This is a genomic window from Nocardia lijiangensis NBRC 108240, assembly GCF_001613045.1.
Taxonomy (GTDB): Bacteria; Actinomycetota; Actinomycetes; order Mycobacteriales; family Mycobacteriaceae; genus Nocardia; species Nocardia lijiangensis.
In genome coordinates this window covers 46,445-64,895 of record NZ_BDBP01000042.1, presented here as the reverse complement: position 1 = coordinate 64,895, position 18,451 = coordinate 46,445, and the positions used below count along the sequence as shown (strand labels likewise).

The window sequence follows — 18,451 nt, the reverse complement described above, 5'->3', positions numbered from 1 at the left end:
CGTTCCAATGCTATCAAGGCTAAATTTGCGTTCCACAACACAACGGAACGGTTCCGTTCCAATGATGGAGGAACGATGAAGTTTCTATTCGACGACGAGTCATTCTCGTTCGAGGCACTGCGAACGGCGGGGCACGGCTGCTACGGCGGTGCTGAGCTCGGCGAAGTGCTGGTCACCTGCCGCAATATCCCCGAAGGTGACGAAGCGGCATGGTGTCGTGAGTGGTCGGCCACGGCCGAGCGCGTGCATCGGATCGGCTCGGAAGCTCGCGCCGCCGGCCGTCTGGTCAGCGCGCGGGAGGCCCTGCTCCGTGCCTCGAACTACTACCGGAACGCGGACTTCTATCGCCGAGAGGATCCGGACAACGACACGGTGTCAGCCCGCCTTGCGATGCTGTCGCGGCAGACCTTCGCCACCGCGGCCGAGCTGTTCGACCACCCGCCACTGCACCAGGCGATCCCGTACGAGGGCGGTGCGCTGCCCGGATACCTGTTCCGCGTGGACGATTCGGGCGAGCCGCGGCCCACCGTCATCCTGCACGGCGGATTCGACTCGACGCTGGAGGAACTCTACTTTTTCGCGGCCGAGGGGGCCGTGCGGCGCGGTTACCACGTGCTGGCCTTCGAAGGGCCCGGGCAGGCCTCGGCGCGGCGGGAGTCCGGCTTGGTGTTCCGGCCCGATTGGGAGCGGGTTGTCACGCCGGTGGTCGACCACGCGATCACGTTGCCCGGTGTCGATCCGGCACGTCTCGTCCTGTTCGGCACCAGCCTCGGCGGCTATCTCGCCGCCCGCGCGGCCGCCTTCGAGCACCGCTTCGCAGCCTGTGTCCTGCACGATGGGGTGTACAGCTTCCACGAGGCGTACCTCGATGCGATGCCGCCGTTTCTTTATGACTGGATCATCGACAAGCGCGACGACCTCGCGAATCCCGTCCTGCAGTTGATGATGGCGTTGTCGACCCAGAGCCGCTGGGCGGTGCGTAACGGCATGTGGACCTTCGGCGCGGCATCGCCGGCCGAATACATCCGGATGACCCAGCCCTACACCCTGGACGGGCTCGCGGACAAGATCACCTGCCCGACCCTCGTTCTCGAGGCGGAGAACGACCAGTTCTTCCGCGGCCAGCCCGTCAAGGTCCATGACGCATTGCGGTGCGAGAAGGAACTGATGGTCTTCGCAGCAGCGGATGGTGGCGGCGAGCACTGCCATGAGGGGGCGACGCAGCTGTTCAACCAGCAGACTTTCGATTGGCTCGACACCCGCCTCGGCCGGTGACCGCTCGCCGCAGCGCGCGCGGTGTGCTTGCCCTGCTGATGCTGTTCATGATGCTCAACTTCGCCGACAAGGCGGTGGTCGGCCTGACCGCCGAACCGATCATGGACGAGCTCGGGCTCAGCGCTACCGCCTTCGGAACGGTTGCGGGCGGGTTCTACCTGCTGTTCAGCGCGTCGGCGGTGCTGGTCGGCTTCCTCGGCAACCGAGTTCCGATACGCCCCCTGCTCGTCGGGCTCATCCTGATCTGGTCCGTCGCCCAGCTTCCGATCGTGATCCCCGGCACCGGATTCGCGGTTCTGCTCAGCACCCGAGTCCTGCTCGGCGCGGGCGAAGGTCCCGGATTTCCGCTGGCCAACCACACCGCCTTCACTTGGTTCCCGGAACACAGGCGCGCTCTTCCCTCGGCCGCCGTCACTGCTGGCGGCGCGCTCGGCGCGGTGCTCGGCGGGCCGCTGATCATCCTGACCATTGGTCTGCTGGGCTGGCGTGCCGCATTCGGTCTACTCGGCGTGCTCGGTTTGCTGTGGTTGCTGGCGTGGCTGCGTTACGGTGGAAGCGGTCCCTATCACGTGCGGGCCGAATCAGGATCCGCCGCCGATTCGGGTGTCCCTTACCGGCGCATCATCACTACCGGAACGTGGCTCGGCGGCACGTTCTCGACCTTCACCGTGATGTGGGCCCTTGCCCTCGGACTCGCCTGGCTACCGCTGTATCTGGAAGACGAGGCCGGATTCGGCAAAGCCGCGGTGGGCGGATTGATCGGCCTGCCGAGCGTAGCCGCCATCATTCTGGTCCTCACTGTCGGCACCCTCGCGCAAAGCGCGGTTCGGCGTGGTGTTTCCCGCAGAATCGCCTACGGTGTGCTCGGTGGCACGGTCACCGTGCTGGCCGGGGTATGCATGCTGACCCTGACCAGGGCCGACGCCGCACCGCTCGCCCTGCTGCTCGTCGTCGTCGCCTTCTCGGCGGGCACCGCGCAGACACCTCTGGTCAACGCCGCGATCGCCGACACCTGCCCAGCCGGAAAGCGCAGCGCCGCGCTCGGAATCTCGTACGCGGTCGCCGCCGTCGCCAGCCTGCTCGCACCGTACGTCACCGGCAGGCTCCTCGACGCGGCGCCGACCCAGTCGACCGGGTTCACGCACGCCTTCGATATCGCCGGGTGGCTTCTCGTGGCGGGCGGGGTGATGTCGATGCTGGTAATCAGGCCGGACCGGGACGCTGCCCGGCATGCCGCGGCTCCCCGGCATCCTGCGTCTCCCGCTGAAATCTCGATCTCGGCGAGTACCAGTCCATTTCACGCCACCCGCATACGCGGGCGAGGTGGTTCGGCAATCCCGCCGCCGGACCATCCATCCGCGGCGCTCATCGCAGCGCCGGACAGCACACAGATGAGGAAACCATGAAAAACACCCGCGGTACGGTCATCACCGCACTGCTCACCACCGCGACTGTCTGCGGAGCCGACGTCCCCGCCGGCGCAGCGCCCGAGACGCCACTGCCCGTGACGTATCACGCGACATTGGCCGACACATCCGTGGTCACCACCCTCGACCACGGCGCTTTCGCCGTCACCGACGACCAGCGGTCCGTGACCATCCGCGACACCGCCGGACAGTTCCTCACCGCGCTGCCGCTGATCTTCACGATCGACGGCCGACCACACCCCGTGCGGCAACGGATCTCCGCCGACGGCCGCACCCTCACCCTCACCCCCGACACCAGCGGCATCCACCGCCAGACACTGCAACCGGTCGCCTCGCCCCTCGAAAACCAGCTCGCCATGAACGATCTCATCAACGCGGCCAGCATCGGTATGTCGGTGGGCACCCTGATCGGCACCGCAATCGGCGCCGTCGTCGGCATCGGCATCGGGTTCGCCCTGGCCGGTGCCTCCTGTGTGATTCTCAGTCTCGGCTGTGTCGTGGCGGTGCTCCCCATCGTCAGCCTGGTCGGCGCGGTCGGCGGCTTGACCGGCCTGATCATCGCCGGTGGCCCCACCACCGCCTATGCGCTCTACGAATACGTCACGACCCTCAATACTCCACCCGGCCATAGCAAATACGCCGAATACCTCCAGGGCAAGCCCGGTGTCCCGCCCGCCGACGGACCGCGTTGACAGTGACGACGGAGATAGCACCGAAATGAATTACCGCACAACCACTCTTGCCGCCATCGCGATGGCAGGCACCCTCGCGATCGCTGCCGCGCCGGCAAAGGCCGAGCCGGCGGCACCGACCGGGTACCGCGCCACAGTAGTGGGCAATTCCGTAGTCGCCACACTCGATGGCGGCACCTTTGCGGTGTCAGCCGACCGGCACTCGATCACCATCCATGACATCGGCGGACAACCGGTCACGACCATGCCGCTGGCCTTCCTGCTGGACGGCCGGCGCGGACCGATCCACGAGCAGATCTCCGGGGATGGACGCACCCTCACGCTCACCCCTGACCGCACCGGGATCGCACTGGACCCGCCGCGTCCGGTCGCGTCCCCGATGGAGAATCAACTGGCATTCAACGATTTCGCCGACAATATGGCGAGGGGCCCCCTCATCGGCACGATCATCGGCACCGTACTCGGCGCGCTGGTCGGTGCCGCCATCGGCCTCGGCTCCTGCCTCGCCGTGGGGCCGGGCTGCCTCGCCACCACCCCCGCCGCCATCCTCGCGTTCGCCGGCGCCGGTGGCGTCGTCGGTACTCTCGTCCTCGGCGGCGCAGCCATGGCCGACGGTCTCTGGAAGTACGTCACCACCCTGCAAGCGCCGCCCGGCCAGAGCCCGTACGCACACCAAGACGGCCTGCTCGATCCGAACGGCACCGGGGTTCCCGATGCCCACCTGCGGCTACCGAGCGGATCAGCGGGCGCGCTCAAGAGCGGCTCATCAGGCTGACCCAGGCACGGATAAACTGCAGCACAACACCTTCCGGTCCAATTCGGTGTGCAGGCGGCGATCATTCGCCAGAGGTTCGATTCGATGATCTGCACAAGTCGTCGCGGCGAATCCGGGGACGAAGTGCTCGAGGACATCACTACCGGTACCGGCAACAGCAGATCAGATCTCCGACCACCGGTTCCTGGCCACACTTCGCTTGCCACGCCGGCATCGATTTCATTGCGCCCTCCCGCAGCGGGCTACACCTACGTAGCGGGCTGGCTCGATCCGGGAGGAAGTCATCTGAAGGGGCAGATGGGGGCGCGCTTTCCGTCTGCCAGACCTCGGCGGCACCCACCGCAAGCTCCGTGATCCTGATAGCCCGGACTGACCCACTCACCGCAGGATGCGGTATCGGCCCGCGATCTCCTGGAACTCGACGGCCGATGCGATGGCGTCGTCATCGGGCGGTGCGGTACCGGTCGGGATGACGACAAGTTTGTCGTCATCGTCGTCGATGCGGTGGATGATCGCGACACAGGTCCCCGACGCAGTGTCCATCGGCTCGGGCTTCCCGAGGTAGTAGGCGTCGAGTTCGTCGCCGTCGGGGGCGAGGGTGCTGGGCACGAATCCGTAGTTCGCGAGGTAGCGAAACCCGTGTACCGGGTGGGCGCTGCCGTAGGGCCGGTCGATGGTCAGATCCACCGTCCGGCCCAGGAACCCGCGCGCCAACTGCAACGATTGCGATTCCTCGCTCGTCGGCGGTGTCGGTGGGTTCGGGTTCACTCGTCGAGGATATCGCCTGCGGGGATCGGCTTGGGCTTGCCGATCCACATGCACAGGTAGTCCATGTGGCCCAGCCGCTGGGCGGTAGCCGACTGCGTGGACGTTGAGGAATTCTGGTGGTGCGCACAAGAAATCGCCAAGGCAGCGATCATGCTGGTCAAGGAAAGCGGCGCCGCCGACAACACCGATGACCGCGATCGCCTGCTCTCTGGCCCCCAACATCAACAGTCCAACGAGGTCCTGAGCGGATTCCTGGGTGTTCAATAGCAGTCTGCCGACGATCTCGTCCGGAAGCTGTGGTCGATGCCGGCCTGCATATCCGCCGGTGTCGGTGAGGGTTGAGCGGTGAGAGCGACTGCCCCTTCGCGCTACGAGATGCTCAGCCCGAGCGACTGATCAGCTTCGTGGCCCCGGGGCCACGAAGCTGATCACGGGCCGTAGTCGGGAACACGCCGGGTTCCGGTGGTGAGGTCATCGACCGCCCGGCTGACCGCCATCGAACACCCTCGGCGATTCCGGCGATCACCTGCGGTATCTCAGCGGACAGATCGGCGAATACCAGATCGTCGAGATCTGACGGTCACGGTGCTTCGGGTCCCCGAATGCCACTGTCGCCGACGGATCCGAGCCTGGCCGTAGAACTCCACGTTCCCGCCGAATAGCCGCCGTTCGGTCGGTGCCGGTCATGCCCTGGCCCGTCCGATACGGTCGCCGCGGACTCGGGCGTCGGCGATCAGGTCGCGGAACCAGTGGAAGGACTCCTTGGGGGTGCGGGTCTGGGTGTCGTAGTCGACGTGCACGAGACCGAATTGCTCGGAGTAGCCGGCGGCCCACTCGAAGTTGTCGAGCAGCGACCAGGCGAAGTAGCCGCGAACGTCGACGCCGTCGGCGATCGCCCGCGCGACGGCTCGCAGATGGCCGTCGTGATAGTCGATCCGGTTGCGGTCGTCGACCTGTCCGTGTGCGTCGACATGGTCGTGGAACGAGCATCCGCTCTCGGTGATGTAGAGCGGTGGCAGGTTCGCGCCGTAGCGCTTGCGGAATGTCGTGAGCATCTCGTGCAGTCCGTCGGGCAGGATCGCCCAGCCGAAATCGGTTTCGGGAACGCCGGTGATCCGGCGCATTTCGAAGGGCAGGCCCGCGGGGAGCGCGGCCCCTTCCAGCACCGGCGAGTCGTCGGTGGCGGTGCCCGCCGCCCCGACCAGGGTCGGCTGGTAGTAGTTGATGCCGTACCAGTCCAGCGGGGTGGAGATGACGGCGAGGTCGTCGGCGACGGGGCCGGGCATCATCGCGGTGATCAGGTCGTCGGGGTAGCGTCCGAGCAGGATCGGGTCGGCGAACAGCCAGTTGATCAAGGTGTCGAAATAGTCCGCGGCATCGCGGTCCTGCGGGGTGTCATCGGCAGGCCGGGTCGGTTGATGGTTGGCGGCGATGCCGATCCGGGATGCTCCGGCCGCGCGGAGTGCCCGGGTCGCCAGGCCGTGCCCGAGCAGCATGTGGTGCGCGACGGGCAGGGCGCCGAGGCCGAGTTCCTTTCCGGGCGCGTGGGTTCCCACCGCATGGCCGAACATGGTGGCCACGACGGGCTCGTTGACCGGCATCCACAGCCCGACCCGGTCGCCGAGCCGTTCGGCCACGATCCTGGCGTAATCGGCCAGCCGCAGTGCGGTGTCCCGGTTCTCCCAGCCACCGCGATCCTGCAGGGCCTGCGGCAGATCCCAGTGGTAGAGCGTCACGGCCGGGGAGATCCCGGCCTCGACCAGCGCGTCGACGAGCCGGTCGTAGAAGTCCAGCCCCCGGGTGTTCGGCTTCCCGGCACCGGTCGGCTGAATGCGGGGCCATGCGATGGAGAACCGGTAGGAGTCGATGCCGAGATCTTTCATCAACGCGACGTCCTCGCGGTAGCGGCGGTAGTGGTCGCAGGCGATAGCGCCGGTCTCGCCGTTGTGGATGCGGCCCGGTTCGGCGCAGAAGGTGTCCCAGATCGAGGGTCCGCGACCGTCGGCATCGACGGCCCCCTCGATCTGGTAGGCGGCCGTGGCGACGCCGTACACGAAGTCGGTGGGGAGCGTGGGATAGTCGGTCATGGTGGCCTGCTTCCTAATCGACAGTACTGATCTTGTAGACGAGTACGGCGCCGGTCGCGGCGAGCGCGGCGGCCACGCCGTAGAGCGCGCCGTACCCGCCGAAACTGCTCACGAGCGGCGCGGCCAGCACGGGGGCGAGCACCTGGGGCATCGCGTTGGCGATATTGACCACGCCCAGGTCCTTGCCGCGGTCGGCGGCCGCGGGCAGCACGTCGATCATCAGCGCGAGGTCGACCGAGGTGAAGACCCCCATACCGAGGCCGAGGACCGCGACCGCGACGACGGCGACCGGCCAGACGTGCCACAGCGCCAGACTCGTCGTGGCGGCGGCCATCACCAGACCTGCCACGCACACGAACACCCGGCGACGGTCGGTCCGGTCGGAGATCGCGCCCGCGACGAGGACCGTGGCGAGCAGCGCCGCGGAATTGACCGCGGTGAGCACGAGCACTCCCTGGGCGGGGGAGTGGTGGCCGACGGCGTCACCGAGATAGAAGAGCAGGTAGACCAGTCCGATGGCGAAGCTGAGGTTGATCAGGAACCGGGTCACCCACGCCCAGGCGAAATCGGGGTGCCGCCGTGGACTCACCCAGAAGCCCCGGCCGAACTCCAGCCACGAAAACTGTTCCCGCTCGGCCGGATCGAGCGGGTGGTCGCGCCGCATGGCCAGATAGGGCAGGGTCGCGATCACCAGGAACACCGCGCACGCGAGATAGCCGCCGGCGATCCCCCCGGCGAGTACGGCGAGGCCGGTGCCGACGACCCCACCGACGGTCTGTGCCAGTCCGAGGAATCCGCCGACGATCCCGCGCTGTGCTCGCGGGACGTGATCGGGCACCGCCGCGGTGATCGCGGCGAAGTTCGCGTTGAGCGCGATCTGCGCTGCGCACCAACCGATTCCGACGACGATCAGGCCGGGCGCGACGGCGAGCAGGATCAGGCTCAGCACACCGCCGGTGGTCCCGGCGACCACCCAGGGCAGGCGGCGGCCGTACCGGGAGACGGTGCGGTCGGACAGCGCGCCGAAGATCGGCGTGGCCACCGTCGAACAGAGCGCGCCGATCCCGACGATCCAGGCGAGCGCGGCCTCCTTGTCCGATCCGGCGAAACGTTGCGTCTGTAGTCCGAGCAGCGTCAGGATCGGCCCAAACCACGCGGTGAACAGGCCGACATTGGCCACTGTGATCGCCGCGATCCAGCGGTGTGAGACGGGTTGGCTCGGCTCGGCTCGATGCGGCACCCGATGGTCCGTGCTCATGCGCCCCTCCGAGGGTTGCGTCCGGCGAGGTGGGCGGCGGTGATCGGGCCGCGGCGCCGTCGGCCGGTGGTGGGCCTGCGGCGCCGAGGGTGCCGACGACCAGGTCAGCCGATCGCTCCGGAGCCAGTGGTGATGCCGTCACCGGAGCCGGAGGGCAGGCGCAGGTTGGCGTTGGGCGCACCGGCGCCGCCGGGGTCCTGCAGGCCGTCGGAGTTGGCGTACGGGCTCTGGCCGGGTGGAGACTGGACGGTCAGCAGATATCGCCAGCCGGAGTCGGCCAGGGTGGCCGCGCCGCCGACCAATGTTCCGGCGACACCGCCGCCCGCGGCGAAGGCGGTGACGGCGGCAGGCAGGATGACCAGGCAGCCCGGGCCGGTGATCAGACAGGACCCGAGACCGAGCCCGGCGCCGACCACCGCGCCGACGAGCATTCCCGCGATCGAGCCGACGGTCATGTTCGTCGACAGGTCGCCGGTCAGATCGTTGAGCGCGAGCTGCTCTTCGAACGGTGACGCGACCGGACTCAGGCCCGCCGCGCGAACCGCGCCGAGGTCGGGGGTCAGCGTCAGCGTGCGCCGATCCGGCGAGACCTGGGCGGCGACTGGAAATCGGTGCTGGTCGATCTGCATGGTCGACGGCACCGTCGACACGACGGTGCCCTGTTCGTCGCGGATGTCGACCGCGGCGCGTCCGGCCGCCGGGACGAAGTCGGCGTGGTCGAGGGTGATGATCACCGAGTTCGGCGCCAGGGTGGCGTGGAAGCGCGCCGGGGCACCGGGTGCGGCGTTGGCCGCCTGCCCGGTCGTCGCCGCTGCCGCGACAGCCGCCAGCACCATGAGAGTTGTTGCGTGGAGTCGCATCTGGATCCTCTGCCTTCTACTGCGGGATCGGAGCGGGCGCACCGCCGGGCTTGCCCCGGGTCTGCTCGCCGTACTTGCTGGCGCCGTCGGGGGCGCTGAGCGTGGTCAGGTATTCGAACGCGGCGCCGATCGCGACGGGTCCACCGGCGAGGATCAGGCCTGTTATGCCACCGACGCCTGCCGTCAGCGCCATGATCGGCAGGACCGCGACCACGCAGCCCAGGCTGAGCGCCACGCAGCTTGCGCCTGCCAGCACGAATCCGATACCGATGCCGGCGATCGCGCCGATCGCGGTGCCCACCAGGCTGCCCAGCGAGGTGCTCAGGCTCACTGCGTTGATCAGGTCGTTCATCGCGAGCTGGTTCTCGAGCGGGGACGCGATCGGGGTCAGCGTGGAGCGGTCGAGGCCGGACAGGTCGGGTGTCAAGGTGAGGGTACGGCCGTCGGCGGAGACCTGCTGGGTCAGCGGCAGCTGCTGACCGTCCAGGATCGCCGACAGCGGCAGTGTGTCGACGAGTTCGCCTGCGGCATCGCGCACGGCGACGGTGGCCGCGTCGGCCGCCAGGGCGAAGATGCCGCGGTCGAGGGTGGTGACGACCGACCGGTCGACCACATCGATGTGGTAGGTGACGGGTTCGGCGGGCCGTGCGGGGTCCGCCGCCGAGGTGGTCATCCCGGCCGTGACGGTGGCCGCCGTGATCGCGGCAACGAATGCCGATCGCAAAATAGTCATGAACTTCTCTGGTTCCCTGCGGGTGAATCAGTCGGTGAGCCGAATCTCACCGACACCTCACACGCTAACTCGTGAATGCGTGAATTACTTAGTTTCCCGGCATTTCCGGATTGATGAGGAATATTGGGCACCAATGGTTTTCGGGGCAAGCGTGATCGACCTGTGTCTCGGCCCGTGGGGTCGGCTACCAGGCTGTTTTGAATTCATGCCGGATAATTGTGGTGAATCGTCGTCCATTCGATGTCTGTCGTGAAAGCCCGTGCGGATATCGCGGGTCGCGGCGCTCGATTATCCGCCGGATCCGAATTCCTGGGTCGCGGACCAGGTGTCGAGATAGGACTCGGCGCCACGCTGGACATCGGTGATGACATCCTCACCGCCGCGCAGGCGGACATCCTCGAGCCAGTCCGGCAACATACCGACGTGGGCGGCCCCGTCCCGGGTGAAATCGAAGGTGCGCGAACCGGATTGCTGCCGGTCGACCACCGCGCCGCCGTCGAGGGTGCGGAATGGGTAGGTCAGCGCACTCGGCGACTCGGGCCCCGGCGCGACGGGGTGTGCTCCGACGCCGTTGTAGTCGCTGCCGATCCCGAGGCCGGTGCCGAATCTGTTCCGAAGTGCGGCGGTCCGGCGCGCGGCGGCGAGGAACTCCGCACTGTCGTGGTCGTAGACGGCCAGGAATCCGCCCAGGGTGTAGAGCCGTTCCGCGTAGGCGAGATCCATCCAGCTGTGTGAGGAGACGACCCCGGGATATCCGTGCTCCGCGAGAATATCGAGCGTGCGGTCCGCGGCTCGGGCACTCATATGATCGACCTCGATCATCATGCCGCGCTGCATCATCGCCCGTACCGCGCTTTCGCCGAGTTGGGTGAGTCCGCGGGTATTGCACTGCGCGCCGTCGGCGTACGTGGGAACCTCGGTGCCGGCGGGCAGCTTGTCCCGCACGACGTCGGGTAGCGCAACAGTGGTGATCGGATTGTCCGCGGCATCGCCCCGGCACTGTTCGGTCTGCCACCAGGTGCCGGTGGAAATGAACTGGCCCGCATTGATCAAGGTGCCGGTGGTCCCCTCGTCGAAGCGCACTCCGCACAGTGCGTTGTCGAACTTGTGGCACAGGTACATGCTGCGAACGCCGAGGGCGTGGAGCTCGTCCAGGCCACGGTCGATGTCGGCCTGCGAGCATTGCGGGACATCGAGGACCTGCCGGCAACCGAACGGCTCGGAGGTCTCGACACCGAGGACGACGGCGAGCTTGCCGTCCTCGATCACCTGCCGGGCGGCGCCTGCGTCGGTCACGATCCGGAACCAGCCCTTGCCCGGGCCGCCGAACATCCGGTCGATGTAGTCCTGCAGGTCGTAGGTGGCGGTGATCTGCGCGCGGATCGCCGTCATCTCGTCGCAGCCGCGATCCTTGGCGGGCAGGATCGTGCAGATCACCGCATTGGACACCATGTCGGTGACCAGTACTCGCTGCCCGGCCCGCCACGAGCGCTCGAGCCAGGCGTAGTAGTTCTGCTGGTGGGTGGTGGTGAGCGGTGTCGGCCAGTCGGTGAAGGTAGGCCAGCCCGTCGGGTCGTGCTGCCAGTCCCCGTCGGCGGTGAGGTTCTCGAACAGCGCCCCGGCACCGTCGGGCCGATGCTCGGGGCAATCGGCCAGGGCATCGGCTACGCCCTGTTCGGAGTAGGGCTTGCCGCATACCAGGCGCCCGCCGAACCCGAGGTTCGACATCACGTGATTGTGCACATCGGCGAACCCGCGCACCCCGTTCCCGGCGCCGCGGAACGGGGCCCCGGTGACATTCACGGAGACATCGGGCGCCGGGCGCCCGACCGGCTCCCACCACGGCGTGTCCGCGCGTGCCGGTGGTGCGGCCAGGAGGCCGCAGACGACGGCGAGGACAGCGACGAGGTGTCCGGCCGGCAACCGTGTTCGATACATGCACTCTCCGAGGGTCATCTGGACAAGTGACCAAAATAGCGGAGGTCGTCGGCGGGTCGCGGCGAAATCTGTCGGATCGGTATCGAATTCGCACCCGAAGGGGTCGGGTGATGTCACCTCACCTGCCGGCCCGCCGCGGCCGTGAACCGGATCCGGGACCACCTGCATCTGGGCGAGTGACACACGGAAACCTGTCGCACTGTGCTTCCGTCGAGGAGGAACCGATGTTCGAACCAGCGCTCGTGGCGATCGCTGTCGCCCTGATCGGAATCGTGGGCTTCCCGGGTCCGGTATCCGCGGAACCGCACACACCCGCGGTCGGAAACGACGGTGGCCCATTCGCTTCCGCGGCCGATTGCGATCGCAACGCCGTTCGCGCCGGGCAGCAGATCCAGCGCGACATCGGTGGTGATCCGAGGCTCGCTCCCGTACCGCCCTGCCAGCCCGCCCTGCATGCCGTGCGGAGGGGCGAATGCTGTTGCGGCATAGTCCTGGTCGGTAGGCGTAGGTGGTGGTCCCGAGGAACGGCCGCCTTGATCGGAAGTGAGCCAGACGATCCGGCCGCGAAACGGAAGGTTGCCACGAAAACGCACGGCATCATTCTGGCGCGTGGCCAGCCGGTACTCGAAGGTTGGACCGCAGCGCTCAACGACCCCGACCTGATGGCGGCTACCCGATCATCCGCTCATGCGGCAGACCGAGGGGAGGGATCCGGCTACGGTCCGGCGGGCCGCCAGCCGAGAACGTCGGTTACGCCGTTGAGGAAGATAAGAAAGATCCACTGATCGAGGCGGACGGCGGACGGCCGATAGGGTGTCGTGGTGGAACCGAGATTGGGCAAGGGCGACGGTTGCGAGCTGCCCGCCACCGCTGTCGTGTGGCTTACCGACGACCCGCAACCAGGCATCGTACTGGTCGAATTTGCCGACGTGCACGGCCGACCTCACCAACTGGTCGGCAAGAGCGCCTATTTCGGTGGCGACCTGCGACCGACATCGACCTATCCCCGCCTGACCAGCATCGAGTGCACGATCGACGACGTCATCGATGACATCGCCACCGTCAGTACGCGGTGGCTGGACGGTGGCCCCGACGACGTGCCTTTCCTCTTTGACGTCCGGTTGGACATCCTCGGTCCGGTCACGACTGGCTGACACCAGCCGGAGGCTGGTGGTTCGAAGCGCCGGCTGTGTCAGTTCTCATCTGATCTGTCATTTCTCACGTGATCTGTGTCAACCGTGGCAAGTTCTCACTCGAACTGGCGATGGCTTTGTGACGGGACCCCGTCGATCGGTCCAGGGTGTGTGAGAGCCGGTCATCGGTGATTGCAGCGTATCCGGCTGGGGTTTGGTAGCCCAGTGCGGAATGTCTGCGTTAGTGGTTGTAATCGGTCTTCCAGTCGCTGATCACGACGCGAGCTTGGGTCAGTGACCAGAAGCTGTTGATGTTGAGGCATTCATCGCGCAGTCGGCCGTTGAACGATTCGATGTAGCCGTTGCGCCAGGGCTGGCCCGGCGGGATGAATGCCAGACCGACACGTTCACCGGCCCAGTCCTGCATCGCCGAGCAGGCCAGCTCCGGACCGTTGTCGCAGCGCAGCGCAGCGCTGCCGGGTAGCCGCGTTGAGCGGCGATGCGGTCGAGTTCGTCGATCAACCTGTCGGCGGTGATCGAGCGCTCCACAAGCCCGCCCAAACATTCGCGAGTGTACTATATCGCCAGGTCCCTACTCGAGGCTGGCGGGTTCAGGCCGCGGCTACACCTCAGATTGTGAAGAGCCACCAAACTCGGGGCAGTCCCGTTTTCCGACCGGTGTGATCGCCAGTGCGTCGATTGCCTCAACTGTCAGATGTTGAAGCCTGGATGCGTTTCGAAGTTGGTGTTGAGGATGTTGTTGGCCTCCTGCCTGGCCTGTTCGCGCATGGCAGTCGATGTGTTCTGGCCCTCGCCGACGAACCAGCTCAACCACGCGACCTCCCAGCGCCAGGCACCGTTGTACTCCCAGCTCGAGTCGTTGTCTCCGCGGTTGTGTCCTTTGCCGTCGGCATGGCGAGCTTCGTGGATCAAGGTGCTGGCGCGCACGCTCACGCCCTGGTTGTAGAAGAACGGGAGGTACAAGCGGGTCCAAGCATCTACAAAAATACCTCCGCTACGTGTTTTCGCGATGGTGCCGGAGCATGAGCGGGGACTGCAGGAGGAGGTGCCGCAGCGTGCGTCTAGTTCGTCGATGGTGTTGCGTGCGAAGCGTCCTCCCCATTCGAGGATGTTCGAGCTGTAGGACTCGCGAGGTAAGTTCGGTGAGGAGAAGCTCAGGCACCAGATGGCGGACATAGTTCGTGACAGTGGAAGTGTGTTATCGCACGCGCTGCTGTATCCGAAACCTCCATCCCAGTCGCCCTTGTCGAAATCGAAAGCGTCCCATGCCCAATCGACAAAGTCTTGCGAGCAAATGCGGGGACCGTAGAGGTTGTCGCCGGAGGCATCTAGGTCTGGGACCGTCACTGTGCAGCTGGCCATCGTTCAGCCCTCCTCTGAGGCACATCGGGGAGTTCGCGGCGCTGTATATAGCGGACCCCGCTTGGGGGGAGCGAAGCCGCGTTCTTTGCCGTCTTCACGCTCGGGCTCGGCGGATACGCTCTGGTATGCCACTTGCCGGATGTCGAGCACCCAGCGATCGTCCTTCGGAAGCATTGCGCGTACCTTCTCCTTCATTCCCAGTGCGCTCGCCACTTTGACCGCCTCGATCAGGATGGCGCGATCAGGCTGTTGGCCCACGATGTTGAGAAGGTGATTGCACACTTCCGGGTGGCGTCCAGCAATTCTGCCGAGTGCATGCACGGCCATCGTGCGTACGAGTAGCTCGGCGTTACGAGCCCCTTTGCATCCGTCGTGCGGGCTCTCGGGAAGGCGTTCCAGCGTCACACCGACTAGATATTCTGCCGCTTGCGGACCAGCCGAATCGCCCAGGATGCGGAGAAGACACCAGCGCAATGGCGCATCGCCTGCCGACGCTGCCCCTATCAAATCTCTGGCGGTTTCCAAAAGATCTGCGTCGCAGCGCTGTAGGAGTTCGGTCACGTACCGGTATGCCAGTTCGCATTGTTCGCCGGCTGCGTTAAGGTAGCGCACGCCTTGCCCGATCAGCCATGCTGTTACGGACTGATCGAACAGACGTCGGCTGTTGGTGACCTCGACTCTGTCGGGCTCGCGGCCTGGCGATTTTGATCGTTCGTCCTCGGACATTACGAGGCCTCTTCCATCGGATCGACGGACAACACCATGTGGACCGGCATCGATTCAAAGCATTCATGCGCCTTCGAATCCGGTCCTCATAACAAGCTCGCGTTTCGCGAGTTTCTTCCGTTGGGCTGGTTCGAGTGTGCCCTGTCGGATAACCGAAGCTCACGCGTACCCGACTACTCGTTCGATAGCGATCAGGTAGCTCATTACTCAGTCCAACCAAAAGTGGTCAGCCGAGGGTCGTCATGCCATGTGCCAGGTGAATGCGAAGGGTGCGAGGTGTTGTGTCGCTTGCGATTCGGGGATTCCGGAGACGGTGACTACGACAGTTCCGTCATCGAGTGCGGCGAAGACGGTGGCCTCGGCGGGCAGGGCTTCGCGGGCGCTCGCTCGGTTGCGCGGCGGCGGAGTTCGTTCTTGAACGGCTTTCCGACCGGTGTGACCGGCAGCGCGTCGATGATCTCGACGATCTTGGGTGCGGCGGCGCGCTCGGGCACGTGGTGGCTGGCCCAGGCCCGGAGTTCGTCGGCGGTGGCGTTCCTGCCGGGTGTGAGCATCACGTAGGCGACGGGCACTTCCCCGGAATGGGTAGCGGGTTGGCCGACCACTGCGGCGGCGGTGACAGCTGGATGGGTGAGTAGCGCGTCTTCGATCGCTTGGGGGTCGATGTTGTGGCCGCCGCGGATGATGAGGTCTTTCGTGCGGCCGGCGAGGCGGAGGGGCGGCGAGTATGGCGTCATCGGCGGCGAAGACGAACGAGGCGGCGACCTGCCAGGCGTTGGTGACCTCGTTGCGATGGGTTCGACCGGCCAGTTTCGGTGTTCCTGTGGTGCCGCCGGTATTGGCGGCGGTGTCGAGCATCGTCTTACTCCGCGCGGTGGTCGGTGAACCGTGTGCTCGCGGAGAGGCGTCGTCCGGATGCGGGTGAGCCTAGATTTGGCTCACCCGCATCCGGGCGGTCGTGCTACGGCGTTGTGAGGAAGCCCTCGGCCTTCAGCCACGCTTCGCAAGCTGTCGTCCACGTTGCGGTGTGTGGCAGGTGTGCGCGGCCGTGGGCGCCGTACTCGACGCCGTCGGCGAGACCGAGACCATGTGAACCGTGCGGGTAGATGTGCAACTCGACCGGCACGCCTATTCGGACGAGCGATTCGGCCCAAGCCAACGCGTTCGGGAACCCCGGCGGGTCCTGCGCGGTTGCCCACACGAACGCGGGGCAGGTGCGCTCGTCCAGGTGCTTGACCGGCGAGAGCTCGTCCTTCAGCGGCATGAGGTCGCCGAGCAGTGCCTCAACGGCACCGACCGGAATCAGGTCCAGGTCTGCGAGCGGGTAGGCCAGAATCGCGAAGTCCGGCCGAGGCGGATCGTCGATCTTCGTTTCGATCGACAGAACCTGCCCGGCCATCAGCAGCCCGGCCAGCTGGCCGCCTGCGCTGGAACCTGCGACACCGACCCGGTTGACGTCGACCGACAGACCATGGTCGCCGTGGCGAACATATTCGAGGCCCGCCCGGGCATCCTCCAGCGGTGCGGGAAAGCGGTGCGGCAGTAGGCGGTACTCGAGCACGAAAGCATGACAGCCGATGCTCGACAACCATCGGGCGTAGCCTTCGCCTTCGTGCTCGGTCAATTCCCGAAATCCGCCGCCGGGAAAGATCAATACCGACGGCCTCGGGCCGACGAACGCCTTGTCAGCGGGGTAGATCGATACGCGTGGAGCAATCGAGTCCACGTTCGATGAGATGGCCACGGCCACCTTTCATTCCGACGCCTCCATGCCTGACGCAGTCCGCCACCGACACGCGACGCTGACAGCAGGATAGCAGTTCAAGATCAGACTCAGCCAACGCGATTCGTGGCCGCGAACTTGCCGAACCGGCCGGTGAGCACGGCGAGTGAAGTTACTGCGGCACAAGAGAGCCCGTGCCAGGTGAATATCGCAACTTCGAATACTGCACGTCCGCCACTCGGCTTGCTCGACTAGGGGAGTCTCTGGCGCCTGGGCCCGAGAATCTCGGAGTTACACATTGTTGTAGCCACCGGCGTTCCATACGAACCAGCGAAACTGCGAGGGCGTAAAGGGCTGCCTCGCCGGAACATTCGGAGCGGGAGAATGGGGCCAGTACGCGACGCCACAGCGGTGGCAGTAGAACCCGGCTTGCCACACGGTGTGTGCTCTGGGACGACCGCGTCTGATCTTGGCGTTGCGCAGATCACGCGCAATGACCGCGCCCACGACCAGCGACCCCGGGATAGCAACCACAACAACCATGAAGAGAGCACCGATCCAGGTGCCTAAGGTTCGCGCTTGCGGGTCTGTCATCACAATCGCGCCAATAGCTGGAGCGAGAAGAATCAGCGCAGACGACGACCGCACCGGCGGCTGGTTCTGCTCCCGTGCAGGCCTATTCATGCGCGGCCGCTGCAGCATCAGGCCAGGTGTTCACTACGGAGCGGACTTCGGAGCGTCCGTTCACGCTGTCGATCCCACGACTCGAGATCCCAGGCTGGCTCAGAAGGGGTCTCGACCACTTCGCACACGACGAAACCGCCAGCGGTGGCTGAACGAATGATCCCGTCACAACCTCATACAACTAGCCGAACCGTTGCCAGGTGATGTTCAGGCGCGCGAGTTCGGCTGACTCTCTGGTGGACAGCGCGGCGCGGCCGCTGGCTTTGGCCAACGCAGTCCGGCGGTCCCAACCCAGATGGGTAGCGGCGGGCTCGATCTGCAAGAAATCGCCCACGACCGCGGCGGCTTCGCGTGTAGTCCATGCCGACTCGCCGAGTGCGATGGCCATGTCGAGGCCGTGCAGAACCAGTTCGACAACGCGGGTGATCATGAACTCGCTCAACAGCATCCCGTCGCCCCATCGGGTGGTGATCAGGCGATCGGCGGGTTGCCCCGATATCGCCGTGTCGGTTCGTCGCCAAGTGTCGTCGAATGCCGCGGTGATCGCGGCCGGGTTCGGATAAGCGGCGGCGTCGCGTTGGGCCATGCGCACCCGCTCGGCATTGGCGGCACCGTCGAAGATCGCCGACCGGTAGTAGTCGGCGGCGGCGATATCCGCTCGAGGTGGCGCGGACGCGGCGAGCCCTGCGGGGACACGGGCAACAGCGGAGGTGATGTGCACCGCCAATTCGGCGACATTCCATGGCGGGCACGGAGTCGCCAGGGCGAATTGCGCCTCGGTCAGCTCCCCGAGCACCTCGCACAATCGAGAGCTCTCCGCGCGGAAAGCCTGCAGCACACCATCTTCACCGGTCGTGTCAGACATGGCAGCGCGAGGCTGGTCGGCGTTCATGATCAACATTGTTCCTGGCCATCGCACAACTATCGACTGGGCAGTTCACCCTTCTCATCTTCGCCCGCGAACCCCTTGTCGGTGAACGGCGGCCGGA

Annotated in this window: 17 protein-coding genes and 1 pseudogene; 6 read left to right on the top strand and 12 right to left on the bottom strand. The window is 66.2% G+C overall.

Annotation, left to right across the window (positions count from 1 at the left end):
• Positions 1–75 precede the first annotated feature (75 nt).
• From NL1_RS16930 to NL1_RS16915, 4 genes are read left to right on the top strand one after another with little or no spacing between them, the layout of a single operon-like run.
• Positions 76–1,275 (top strand): alpha/beta fold hydrolase, encoded by a 1,200-nt coding sequence (locus NL1_RS16930; protein ID WP_067840475.1) that lies wholly within the window; start codon positions 76–78, stop codon positions 1,273–1,275.
• On the top strand, positions 1,272–2,681 hold the full coding sequence (locus NL1_RS16925) for an MFS transporter (protein ID WP_067840473.1): 1,410 nt from the start codon (positions 1,272–1,274) through the stop codon (positions 2,679–2,681). The genes NL1_RS16930 and NL1_RS16925 overlap by 4 nt, the downstream gene beginning before the upstream one ends.
• The gene (locus NL1_RS16920) at positions 2,678–3,394 is read left to right on the top strand and encodes a DUF8020 domain-containing protein (protein WP_067840472.1); all 717 of its coding nucleotides are present in this window, start codon (positions 2,678–2,680) and stop codon (positions 3,392–3,394) included. Before NL1_RS16925 ends, NL1_RS16920 begins: the two co-directional genes overlap by 4 nt.
• Before the next feature lie 25 nt (positions 3,395–3,419).
• The gene (locus NL1_RS16915; RefSeq protein ID WP_067840470.1) at positions 3,420–4,169 is read left to right on the top strand and encodes a DUF8020 domain-containing protein; all 750 of its coding nucleotides are present in this window, start codon (positions 3,420–3,422) and stop codon (positions 4,167–4,169) included.
• 378 nt (positions 4,170–4,547) lie between these two features.
• On the opposite strand, the gene NL1_RS38180 is transcribed toward NL1_RS16915, so the two are convergent.
• Positions 4,548–4,937 (bottom strand): inorganic diphosphatase, encoded by a 390-nt coding sequence (locus NL1_RS38180; RefSeq protein WP_162272745.1) that lies wholly within the window; start codon positions 4,935–4,937, stop codon positions 4,548–4,550.
• A gap of 96 nt (positions 4,938–5,033) precedes the next feature.
• Between NL1_RS38180 and NL1_RS38175 the strand changes: the two genes are divergently transcribed.
• The gene (locus tag NL1_RS38175) at positions 5,034–5,204 is read left to right on the top strand and encodes a hypothetical protein (RefSeq protein ID WP_162272744.1); all 171 of its coding nucleotides are present in this window, start codon (positions 5,034–5,036) and stop codon (positions 5,202–5,204) included.
• Between the two features lie 416 nt (positions 5,205–5,620).
• Here NL1_RS38175 and NL1_RS16905 read toward each other — a convergent pair whose 3' ends face one another.
• From NL1_RS16905 to NL1_RS16885, 5 genes are all read right to left on the bottom strand, one after another.
• Positions 5,621–7,024, bottom strand: coding sequence for a GH1 family beta-glucosidase (locus NL1_RS16905; RefSeq protein ID WP_067840468.1), 1,404 nt, complete (start codon positions 7,022–7,024; stop codon positions 5,621–5,623).
• A gap of 13 nt (positions 7,025–7,037) precedes the next feature.
• Positions 7,038–8,282 carry an MFS transporter gene (locus NL1_RS16900; RefSeq protein WP_067840466.1) on the bottom strand — a complete coding sequence of 415 codons (1,245 nt, stop codon included), beginning with the start codon at positions 8,280–8,282 and terminating at the stop codon, positions 7,038–7,040.
• 104 nt (positions 8,283–8,386) lie between these two features.
• Positions 8,387–9,142, bottom strand: a complete 756-nt coding sequence (locus tag NL1_RS16895; protein ID WP_156094896.1) for a DUF8020 domain-containing protein — start codon at positions 9,140–9,142, stop codon at positions 8,387–8,389.
• Between the two features lie 16 nt (positions 9,143–9,158).
• The gene (locus NL1_RS16890; RefSeq protein WP_067840462.1) at positions 9,159–9,875 is read right to left on the bottom strand and encodes a DUF8020 domain-containing protein; all 717 of its coding nucleotides are present in this window, start codon (positions 9,873–9,875) and stop codon (positions 9,159–9,161) included.
• 288 nt (positions 9,876–10,163) lie between these two features.
• Positions 10,164–11,813: an amidohydrolase family protein gene (locus tag NL1_RS16885; protein ID WP_156094895.1), complete on the bottom strand. Its 1,650-nt coding sequence runs from the start codon at positions 11,811–11,813 to the stop codon at positions 10,164–10,166.
• Between the two features lie 833 nt (positions 11,814–12,646).
• On the opposite strand from NL1_RS16885, the gene NL1_RS16875 reads away from it, so the two are divergent.
• Complete coding sequence (locus NL1_RS16875; RefSeq protein WP_156094894.1) at positions 12,647–12,967, top strand: hypothetical protein; 321 nt, start codon at positions 12,647–12,649, stop codon at positions 12,965–12,967.
• Between the two features lie 64 nt (positions 12,968–13,031).
• Here NL1_RS16875 and NL1_RS16870 read toward each other — a convergent pair.
• The 6 genes and pseudogenes from NL1_RS16870 to NL1_RS16845 form a co-directional block, all read right to left on the bottom strand.
• Positions 13,032–13,522 (bottom strand): annotated as a pseudogene (locus NL1_RS16870) (integrase core domain-containing protein); the annotation flags it as partial.
• A gap of 135 nt (positions 13,523–13,657) precedes the next feature.
• Positions 13,658–14,143: a hypothetical protein gene (locus NL1_RS37650; RefSeq protein WP_218024439.1), complete on the bottom strand. Its 486-nt coding sequence runs from the start codon at positions 14,141–14,143 to the stop codon at positions 13,658–13,660.
• Positions 14,144–14,332: 189 nt separating this feature from the next.
• Complete coding sequence (locus NL1_RS37645; RefSeq protein ID WP_156094893.1) at positions 14,333–15,055, bottom strand: hypothetical protein; 723 nt, start codon at positions 15,053–15,055, stop codon at positions 14,333–14,335.
• Between the two features lie 317 nt (positions 15,056–15,372).
• Positions 15,373–15,792 carry an AMP-binding enzyme gene (locus NL1_RS16855; RefSeq protein ID WP_067840451.1) on the bottom strand — a complete coding sequence of 140 codons (420 nt, stop codon included), beginning with the start codon at positions 15,790–15,792 and terminating at the stop codon, positions 15,373–15,375.
• Between the two features lie 224 nt (positions 15,793–16,016).
• Entirely contained in the window at positions 16,017–16,799 is a 783-nt protein-coding gene (locus NL1_RS16850) for an alpha/beta hydrolase (protein ID WP_218024438.1), read from the bottom strand.
• An 844-nt stretch (positions 16,800–17,643) separates the two neighbouring features.
• Positions 17,644–18,327 carry a maleylpyruvate isomerase N-terminal domain-containing protein gene (locus NL1_RS16845; RefSeq protein ID WP_067840510.1) on the bottom strand — a complete coding sequence of 228 codons (684 nt, stop codon included), beginning with the start codon at positions 18,325–18,327 and terminating at the stop codon, positions 17,644–17,646.
• Positions 18,328–18,451: the final 124 nt, after the last annotated feature.

Coding starts and splice junctions, on each gene's coding strand:
- NL1_RS16930 (WP_067840475.1), top strand. CDS start 76: ATGAAGTTTCTATTCGACGACGAGTCATTCTCGTTCGAGGCACTGCGA.
- NL1_RS16905 (WP_067840468.1), bottom strand. CDS start 7,024: ATGACCGACTATCCCACGCTCCCCACCGACTTCGTGTACGGCGTCGCC.
- NL1_RS16845 (WP_067840510.1), bottom strand. CDS start 18,327: ATGTCTGACACGACCGGTGAAGATGGTGTGCTGCAGGCTTTCCGCGCG.
- NL1_RS16900 (WP_067840466.1), bottom strand. CDS start 8,282: ATGAGCACGGACCATCGGGTGCCGCATCGAGCCGAGCCGAGCCAACCC.
- NL1_RS37650 (WP_218024439.1), bottom strand. CDS start 14,143: ATGTCCGCCATCTGGTGCCTGAGCTTCTCCTCACCGAACTTACCTCGC.
- NL1_RS16895 (WP_156094896.1), bottom strand. CDS start 9,142: ATGCGACTCCACGCAACAACTCTCATGGTGCTGGCGGCTGTCGCGGCA.
- NL1_RS16915 (WP_067840470.1), top strand. CDS start 3,420: ATGAATTACCGCACAACCACTCTTGCCGCCATCGCGATGGCAGGCACC.
- NL1_RS16885 (WP_156094895.1), bottom strand. CDS start 11,813: ATGTATCGAACACGGTTGCCGGCCGGACACCTCGTCGCTGTCCTCGCC.
- NL1_RS16855 (WP_067840451.1), bottom strand. CDS start 15,792: ATGACGCCATACTCGCCGCCCCTCCGCCTCGCCGGCCGCACGAAAGAC.
- NL1_RS16920 (WP_067840472.1), top strand. CDS start 2,678: ATGAAAAACACCCGCGGTACGGTCATCACCGCACTGCTCACCACCGCG.
- NL1_RS16890 (WP_067840462.1), bottom strand. CDS start 9,875: ATGACTATTTTGCGATCGGCATTCGTTGCCGCGATCACGGCGGCCACC.
- NL1_RS37645 (WP_156094893.1), bottom strand. CDS start 15,055: ATGTCCGAGGACGAACGATCAAAATCGCCAGGCCGCGAGCCCGACAGA.